Here is an 8,533-nt window from a genome sequence, read left to right on the forward strand (position 1 = left end):
GTTTCGTGTCGAAACCGGGCCACGAGCCCACCCACAACGCTGGACGAGTCAGGAGTGCGGCACCGTCGCGGTGATGAGGGTGCCGTCGTCGCGGCGGTTGCCGGACAGCGCGCGCAGGCTGGGCCGGCCGGGCCGCACCGGGCCCTGCCCGTCGAGGGCGACGACGACCGGCTCGCCCGCGGTGACGGCGACCTGCTCGCCGCGCACGAGGACCTTCGCGCCGTCCCCCGTCTCGGCGACGAGCTCCAGCTCGGCCGGCCGCACGGTGACGCGCAGCCGCGAGCCCTGCCAGGCGACCCGGAAGGTCAGCGCGTCCCAGCCCTGCGGCAGGCGCGGGTCGAACGACAGCACGCCGTCGTGGTCGCGCATGCCGCCGAAGCCGAACGCGAGCGCCGACCAGGTGCCGCCCGCGGAGGCGACGTGCACGCCGTCGGCCGCGTTGTCGTGCAGGTTCGCCAGGTCCACGAGCAACGAGGACACGAAGTACTCGAGCGCCAGCTCGTGGTACCCGACCTCGGCCGCGACGATCGACTGCACGACGCCGGACAGCGTCGAGTCGCCGGTGGTCAGCGGGTCGTAGTACTCGAAGTCGGCCAGCTTCTGCTCCGCCGAGAAGTGCTGCCCCTGCAGGAACAGCGCCAGCACCACGTCCGCCTGCTTGAGCACCTGGTACCGGTAGATCACCAGCGGGTGGTAGTGCAGCAGCAGCGGCCGCTTGGTCACCGGCGTCGCGGCCAGGTCCCAGATCTCCCGCTCGAGGAAGTGGGAGTCCTGCGGGTGGATGCCGATGCCGTCCGCGTACGGGATGGACATGTGGTCCGCGGCGCGGGTCCACTCGGTGGTCTCGTGCACGCCCAGGGACAGGCGGTCCGCGAGGCGCCGGTAGTCCTCCGGGAACTCCTCGCGCATCTTCTCGACGACGAACGCCGCGGCCCGCAGGTTGAACCGCGCCATGACGTTGGTGAACAGGTTGTCGTTCACCACGGTCGTGTACTCGTCGGGGCCGGTGACACCGTGGATGTGGAAGTTGTCGTCGCCGTTGGCGCGCCAGAAGCCGAGGTCCTCCCACATGCGCGCCGTCTCGACGAGGACGTCCACCGCCTCCCGGCGCAGGAAGTCCGTGTCGCCCGTGGCCCGCACGTACTGCACCAGGGCGAAGCTGATGTCCGCGTCGATGTGGTACTGCGCGGTGCCGGCCGCGTAGTACGCGGACGCCTCCTCGCCGTTGATCGTGCGCCACGGGAACAGGGCGCCCTTCTGCGACAGCTCCTTGGCGCGGCGCCGCGCGGCGTCGAGCATCTGGTAGCGGAACCGCAGGGCGTTGCGGGCGTACCGCGGGCTCGTGTACGTGAGGAACGGGAGCACGTAGACCTCCGTGTCCCAGAAGTAGTGCCCCGAGTACCCGCTGCCGGTGAGGCCCTTGGCGGGCACGCCGGAGCCCTCCGCCCGCGCGGTCGCCTGGGCGAGCTGGAAGAGGTTCCACCGCACCGCCTGCTGGATCTCCGGGCGCCCCTCGATCTCGACGTCCGACCGGGCCCAGAAGTCGTCCAGCCACGTGCGCTGGTGCGTGAACTGCTCCTCGATGCCGCCGGCGCGCACCCGGTCCAGGGTGCGGCGGCACCGGTCGACGAGCTCGCGCGTCGGCACGCCGCGCGATGTGTGGTACGTGACGACCTTGGTGAGGCGGATCGTGTGCCCCGCCTTCGCGTCGACGCGGAACACGTGCTTGGCGAGGTCGTCGTCGACCTGCGTGCGCACGTCCCACTCGTCCACGGTCTCGAGGCGGTGGTCGGCCGCGACGGCGAGCGTCATGCCCGAGTTGGTGCACCGGTACGACAGGACGAGCCGCTCGTCGTCGCCCCAGCGGGTCTGCGGCTGCAGCACCCGGCCGGCGAACGCCTCCGCCTTGCGCGGGTCGAAGCCCTCCCCCAGCGACGCGGCGGGCACGTGGTACTCGTCCTGCCCGTCCTGCCGGTTGAGGATCTGCGACGAGATCGCCACGGGCCCGTCGGCGTCCAGCAGCGTGACCTCGAACGTCATGACGCCCAGGTGCCGCTCGACGAACGACACCATGCGCTGCGAGGCCACCTTGACCCGCTTGCCCGACGGCGTGCGCCACAGGATCTCGCGGCGCAGCACGCCGTCGCGCAGGTCGAGCGCGCGCTCGTAGTCGACGAGGTCCGCGACCGGCAGCAGCAGCGGCTCGTCGTCCACGTACAGCCGGATCACCTTGGTGTCCGGCGCGTTGACGATGGTCTGGCCCACCTTCGCAAAGCCGTACGCCTCCTCCGCGTGCCGGATGGGCCACGTCTCGTGGAAGCCGTTGACGAACGTGCCGTGCGAGTGGGACTCGCGCCCCTCCTCGACGTTGCCGCGCATCCCGAGGTAGCCGTTGCCCACCGCGAAGAGCGACTCGGTGACCCCGAGGTCCTCCGCGGAGAACTCGGCCTCCACGAGGCGCCACGGCTCGGCCGGGAAGCGCAGGCGGTCCACGGAGCGCTGCTCGTCGGCGGTGCGGCGGATCATGCCTGCGCCCCGCGCGCGTCGTGCCGGTCGGCGGGCGCGTCCAGGACCGACGCGTCCAGCTCCCCCAGGTCGGCGACCACGCGGTCCGCGCCGTGCGCGGCCAGGGCCTGCGCCCCGACGCCGCGGTCGACGCCGAGCACCAGGCCGAACGGCCCGGCGGCACCGGCCTGTACCCCGGAGAGCGCGTCCTCGACGACGACGGCCTCGGCGGCCGGGACCCCGAGCAGCTCGGCGGCGCGGAGGTACGTGTCCGGCGCGGGCTTGCCCGCCAGGTGCTCGCGGGCGGCCACGTTCCCGTCCACGACGACGGGGAACCGCTCGGTCAGTCCGGCCGCGGCGAGCACGGCGGGCGTGTTGCGCGACGACGAGACGACCGCGACCTGCGCGCCGGCGGCGGTCACGGCGTCGAGGAAGCGCACCGAGCCCGGGTAGGGCGCGATGCCCTCCTCCTCGAACATCCGGTTGACGATCAGGTCCTTGCGGTTGCCGAGCGCGCACACGGTGTCCTCCCCGGGCGCGTCGTCGGCGGTCCCGCGCGGCAGGTCGACGCCGCGCGAGGCGAGGAACGTCGCCACGCCGTCGTACCGCGGCTTGCCGTCGATGTGCGCGAAGTAGTCCGCGGACGTGTACGGCGCGAGGCCGTGGGCCTCGCACCAGGGCGCGAACAGGCGTTCCCACGCCCGCATGTGCACCTCGGCGGTCGGGGTGAGCACTCCGTCGAGGTCGAACAGCACGGCTCGGAGGCTGGTCACGGGCGTCCTTCGCGGGTCGGGGTCGGGTCGCGGGCACCGTGCCCCCTGCGGGCCGACGCCGAGGATCAGCCTACGCAGTCACCGGGGCGCTCCGGGAGCACGCGCCGCGCCCCGGCGAGATCTTCGCGGAACGGTCCCGCCGCCGTCCCGCCTCCGTCCCACCGCCGTCCCGTCTCGAGGACCGGCCGCCCCCCGCTCAGGCCGCCGCCCGCTCCGCGAGCGCCTCCGCCACCCGCCCGAGGTTCGCCAGCTCCGCGCGATGGGTGTCGACGTCCGCGAGGCGCCGGCGCGGCGCCGCGAGCAGCGTGACGTCCGCCAACCCGGCCGCGGGCAGCCCGATGCGGCGCCACGGCTCGGCAACCAGGCGGACCAGCTCCCCGAGCTGCGGGCCCGAGCACTGCGAGACGGTGGCGGGCGGCAGCCCGGCCCACAGCCCCATGCCCCGCTCGGCGGCGCGGGCGAGCAGCTCCCAGGCGCGCTCGTTCCAGCCCGTCGTCTCCCCGGCGCCGCCGACGTCGGCGAGGTCCAGCCCGACGGCGTCCGCCCCGGCGAGCGCGACGGGCGGCACGCCCACCCAGGTCGCGCCGAGGTGCACGACGACCCGCGCGCCGGCGTCGTGCGCGGCGTCGACGACGGGCCGCAGCCCCTCGACGACATCGTGCCCGGGCACCGCCCGCAGCCGGGAGTAGCCGGAGAAGCTGGGCAGCACGCCGGCGTGCACCTGGCCGAGCAGGGCCTCGGTGAGCTGCACGACCGGGGTCGCCCCGGGCACCTGGGCCCGCACGTCCGCCAGGTGCGAGCGCACCGCCTCGGCGAGCGCGAGGGACAGGTCGCGGCGGGCGCCGACGTCGGCCAGCACGCGGTCGCCGCGGGCCGACCACAGCTGCGCGGCGAGGGTCCACGGGCCCGTGAGCCCGACGGCGAGCGGGCCGTCGTACCCGACGGCCGCCACCGCCAGCGCCGACAGGTCCTCGCGCAGCAGGGACTCCGCGCGGCGCACGTCGACGCCTGGGTGGTCGGTCAGCTTCCAGCCGTGCGGGCCCAGCTCGACCGGCATCTCGGCCAGCAGCGACGCCGTCCGCCCGACGGCGTCGGCCCCCGGCCCGCGGCCGGAAAGCTGGGCGAGGAACGGCACGGCGTCGACGCCGGTGGGCAGCGACGCCAGGTCGTCCAGCACCGTCTGCTGCGCCACGAGCTCGTCGTGCGCGCCGCCGGGCCACGGGCCGTGCCCGGAGACCGCCGTCACCGGGCCGCCCTCGCGCCCGGCGCCGGCGCCGGCGCGCGGGTCGTCGCAGGTTTCACCACCACGTCACCTCCTGCGCCGCGTCACGTCGCGGCGGCTCGCTGCTCTCGAAGGATAGGAGCGGCCGTCACAGGCGCTCACCGGGAGCACCGTAACGGCCGGACGAAGGAGTCCCGATGTCCGTGATCCTCGACCAGGCGCCCGCGTCACCCGCGGCGCCGGTCTCCGCGCCGCCCGCGGCGCTCCCGGCCCACCTGCCCTCCGCCGCCCGCGCCGTCGCCACCCGCGTGCACGCCAACGCCATGCCGTCGGGCGCGGAGGCGGTGCTGCGGCGCCAGCTCGCGCCCGGCTTCCGCAACCACGACGTGCTGCCGGGCTGCGCCGGCGGCCCCGACGCGCTCGTCGCCACCATGCACTGGTTCCACGACGCGTTCGACGAGCAGCGCGTCGAGGTGCTGCACGCCGTCACCGAGGGCGACCTGGTGGCCCTGCACGTCGCGTTCAGCGCCCTGCACTCGGGGTTCTTCCTCGGCGTCGCGCCGTCGCACCGGCGCTTCACCGTGCGTGAGATGCACCTGGTCCGGGTGGCCGACGGCCTAGAGGCCGAGCACTGGGTGATGCGCGACCAGGTGTGGTGGGAGCACGAGCTGCGCCGCTGACCCGGGACCCCGGCCGGGGCACCGCGGCGCCGGCCGCGCGTGGGAGACTGCGCCCATGCGGATCACCGTGCGCAACGCCCGTTTCCAGCAGCTGCAGACGCTACTCACGAACCGCACCAAGCGGGGCCGCGCCGGGGAGTTCCTCGTCCAGGGCGTGCGGCCGATCACGATGGCCGTCGAGCACGGCTGGCAGGTGCGCACGCTGCTGCACGAGACGGACCGCCGGCTCTCGTCGTGGGCCCAGGAGCTGCTGCAGGCCACGGGCGCCGAGACGATCGCGATGTCCCCCGACCTGCTCGCCGAGCTCGCCGAGAAGGAGGAGGGCGCCAGCGAGCTGCTGGCGGTCGTCGCGATGCCCGACGACGACCTGGCCCGCATCCCGGTGGGCCCGTCGTTCCTGGGCGTCGTCTTCGACCGGCCCACCCAGCCGGGCAACGTCGGCGCCGTGGTGCGGTCCGCCGACGCGTTCGGCGCCGACGGGCTCGTCGTCACCGGCCACGCCGCCGACCCGTACGACCCGAAGTCGGTGCGCGCGTCGACCGGGTCCCTGTTCGCGCTGCCGGTCGTCCGGGCCGCCTCGCACGGCCAGGTCGTGGACTGGCTGGACGCGCAGCGGGCCGCGGGCACGCCGGTCACCGTCGTCGCGACCGACGAGGGCGGCAACGCCGCGCCCGCGGACGTCGACCTCACGGGCCCGGTGCTGCTCGCCGTCGGCAACGAGACCGCCGGCCTGTCGAAGGGGTGGCGCGAGGCCGCCGACGTCACGCTGGCGATCCCCATGGCCGGGTCGGCCAGCTCGCTGAACGCGTCCAACGCCGCGTCGATCGTGCTGTACGAGGCGCACCGGCAGCGCCTCGCGCGACCCTGAGGCCGCGCGGCGTCAGCCGCGCCAGGCCCGCGCGACGGTGCCCTGGCCGAGCACGCGCGTGCCGCGGTACACGACCAGCGACTGCCCGGCCGCGACCCCGCGCAGCGGGCGGCCGGTGAGCTCGACGTCCATCGCCGGGACGCCGTCCGCCGTCGTCGCGCGGACGCGGGCGGGCACGGGGGCGCCGTGGGCACGGACCTGCACCTCGACGTCGTCGAGCCACGCGCCGTCGGCGCGCTCCTGCGGGGCGGCGAGCCACACGGCCTTCCCGGCGCCGATCCGGTCGACGCTGAGCAGCTCGGCCGGGCCGACCACGACGGTGTTGGTCGACGTCTGCACGTCGACCACGTACCGCGCGCGCCCGTCGGCGGCGGGCCGGCCGAGGCCGAGGCCCTTGCGCTGCCCGACCGTGAACGCGTACGCGCCGTCGTGCTCGCCGACGACGGCGCCGTGGGTGTCGACGACCTCGCCCGGGCGCGACCCGAGCCGGTCGCGCAGGAAGCCGCGCGTGTCGCCGTCGGCCACGAAGCAGATGTCGTAGGAGTCCGGCTTGGCGCTCACGGACAGGCCGCGACGCTCGGCCTCCGCGCGCACCTCGGCCTTGGACGCGAAGCCGCCGAGCGGGAACATCGCGCGTGCCAGCCGCTCCGGGCCCATCACGGCCAGCACGTACGACTGGTCCTTCTCCTCGTTCGGCGACCGGTGCAGCTCGCGGGTCACCGTGCCGTCGGGGCCCTCGTGCGTCTCGATGCGCGCGTAGTGGCCGGTGGCGACGGCGTCGAACCCGAGGGCCGTGGCCTTGTCGAGGAGCGCCTCGAACTTGATGTGCTCGTTGCAGCGCACGCACGGGTTCGGGGTGCGGCCGGCCTCGTACTCCGCCAGGAAGTCCGCGACGACCGTCTCCTCGAACCTCTCCGAGAGGTCCCACACGTAGTACGGGATGCCGAGCACGTCCGCGGCACGACGCGCGTCGCCGGCGTCCTCGATGGAGCAACAGCCGCGCGAGCCGGTGCGGAACTGGTCGCGGTTGCGGCTCAGGGCCATGTGCACGCCCACGACGTCGTGGCCGGCCTCGACCGCGAGCGCCGCCGCCACGGCCGAGTCCACGCCGCCCGACATGGCGGCCAGCACCCTCATGCCGCACCCCCGGCCCGGGCCGGCGCGGACACGAGCCCGGCCGCGCGCGCCCGCTCGACGACCTGGGGCAGCGCGGCGACGAGGCGGTCGACGTCCTCGGCGGTCGACGTCGCGCCGAGCGAGAAGCGCAGGGCGCCGCGGGCCTCGAGCTCGGGTACGCCCATGGCGAGCAGCACGTGCGACGGCTGCGGCACCCCCGCCTGGCACGCCGAACCGGTGGACGCCTGCACGCCCGCGGAGTCCAGCAGGTAGAGCAGCGAGTCGCCCTCCGCGCCCGGGAAGGTGAAGTGCGCGTTGGCCGGGAGCCGCGCGGCCGCGGCGTCCGAGGTCGGGTCCGGTGTCGGGTCGGGCCCGCGCAGCACCGCCTCCGGGTCCGCGGCGCGCACGCCGGCGACGAGCCGGTCGCGCAGGGCGCCCAGGGCCGCGGCGCGCTCGGGCCGCGCGGCGACGGTCTCGGCCAGCGCGACGGCGAACGACCGGATGGCGGGCACGTCGAGCGTGCCGGAGCGCACGCCGCGCTCCTGTCCGCCGCCGTGCAGCACCGCCTCGAGCGGCAGGTCCCGGCGGGCGAGCAGCGCTCCCACGCCGATCGGCCCGCCCAGCTTGTGCGCCGTCACCGTCATCGCGTCCACGCCCGAGGCCGCGAAGTCGACCTCGACCTGGCCCACGGCCTGCACCGCGTCGGTGTGCACGGGGACGCCGTGCTGGTGCGCGAGGCGGACGACGTCGCGCACCGGCTGCAGCGTGCCCACCTCGTTGTTGGCCCACATCACCGAGACGAGCGCGACCTCGTCGCCGTGCTCCGTCAGCTCGGCGCGCAGGGCCGCGAGGTCCAGGCGTCCGTCGCCGTCCACCGGCAGCAGCACGATCTCCGCGCCCGCGTGCCCCGCGAGCCAGAACGCCGGGTCGAGCACCGCGTGGTGCTCGACGGCGGACACCAGCACGCGGGTGCGACGCGGGTCGGTGCGGCGCCGGCCCCAGAAGATCCCCTTGATGGCGAGGTTGTCGGACTCCGTGCCGCCGCCCGTGAAGATCACCTCGCTGGGCCGTGCGCCCAGCGAGGCCGCGACGGACTCGCGCGACTCCTCGACCGCCCGGCGCGCCGCGCGGCCCGCGGAGTGCAGCGAGCTCGCGTTGCCGGTGCGGCCGGCCTCCGCCACGTACGCCTCGAGCGCCGCCCGCGACATCGGGGTCGTGGCGGCGTGGTCGAGGTAGGCGCCGGCGGGCGCCTCGGGGGTGGTCACGGTCCCCCAGTCTACGAACTGCACCGCCGCCCACGACCACCGCGAGATAGAGAACCCCGAGTCGCGAGATAGAGAGGCCGCGACGGGGTCGCATGCGCTGCGGC

General features: G+C 75.4%; 7 protein-coding genes. 2 read left to right on the forward strand and 5 right to left on the reverse strand.

Annotated features, from left to right (window positions below):
* Positions 1-48: 48 nt before the first annotated feature.
* The 3 genes from ACFUVW_RS17475 to ACFUVW_RS17485 form a co-directional block, all read right to left on the reverse strand.
* The gene (locus ACFUVW_RS17475) at positions 49-2,526 is read right to left on the reverse strand and encodes a glycoside hydrolase family 65 protein (RefSeq protein WP_430572585.1); all 2,478 of its coding nucleotides are present in this window, start codon (positions 2,524-2,526) and stop codon (positions 49-51) included.
* On the reverse strand, positions 2,523-3,278 hold the full coding sequence (locus tag ACFUVW_RS17480; protein WP_430572586.1) for an HAD family hydrolase: 756 nt from the start codon (positions 3,276-3,278) through the stop codon (positions 2,523-2,525). Before ACFUVW_RS17480 ends, ACFUVW_RS17475 begins: the two co-directional genes overlap by 4 nt.
* Before the next feature lie 196 nt (positions 3,279-3,474).
* Positions 3,475-4,524, reverse strand: coding sequence for a hypothetical protein (locus tag ACFUVW_RS17485; protein ID WP_430572587.1), 1,050 nt, complete (start codon positions 4,522-4,524; stop codon positions 3,475-3,477).
* A gap of 173 nt (positions 4,525-4,697) precedes the next feature.
* Here ACFUVW_RS17485 and ACFUVW_RS17490 point away from each other — a divergent pair, with 173 nt between their 5' ends.
* On the forward strand, positions 4,698-5,180 hold the full coding sequence (locus ACFUVW_RS17490) for an ester cyclase (RefSeq protein WP_430572588.1): 483 nt from the start codon (positions 4,698-4,700) through the stop codon (positions 5,178-5,180).
* Between the two features lie 55 nt (positions 5,181-5,235).
* Entirely contained in the window at positions 5,236-6,048 is an 813-nt protein-coding gene (locus ACFUVW_RS17495; RefSeq protein WP_430572589.1) for a TrmH family RNA methyltransferase, read from the forward strand.
* Positions 6,049-6,060: 12 nt separating this feature from the next.
* Here the strand turns inward: ACFUVW_RS17495 and mnmA are convergent, their stop codons facing one another.
* Together mnmA and ACFUVW_RS17505 are read right to left on the reverse strand one after the other, a co-directional pair.
* Positions 6,061-7,185 (reverse strand): tRNA 2-thiouridine(34) synthase MnmA, encoded by a 1,125-nt coding sequence (gene mnmA, locus ACFUVW_RS17500; protein ID WP_430572590.1) that lies wholly within the window; start codon positions 7,183-7,185, stop codon positions 6,061-6,063.
* The gene (locus tag ACFUVW_RS17505) at positions 7,182-8,429 is read right to left on the reverse strand and encodes a cysteine desulfurase family protein (protein WP_430572591.1); all 1,248 of its coding nucleotides are present in this window, start codon (positions 8,427-8,429) and stop codon (positions 7,182-7,184) included. Before ACFUVW_RS17505 ends, mnmA begins: the two co-directional genes overlap by 4 nt.
* Between the last annotated feature and the right edge of the window lie 104 nt (positions 8,430-8,533).

Origin of the sequence: Isoptericola sp. NPDC057391 (genome assembly GCF_042668085.1) — a bacterium.
Lineage (GTDB): Bacteria > Actinomycetota > Actinomycetes > Actinomycetales > Cellulomonadaceae > Isoptericola.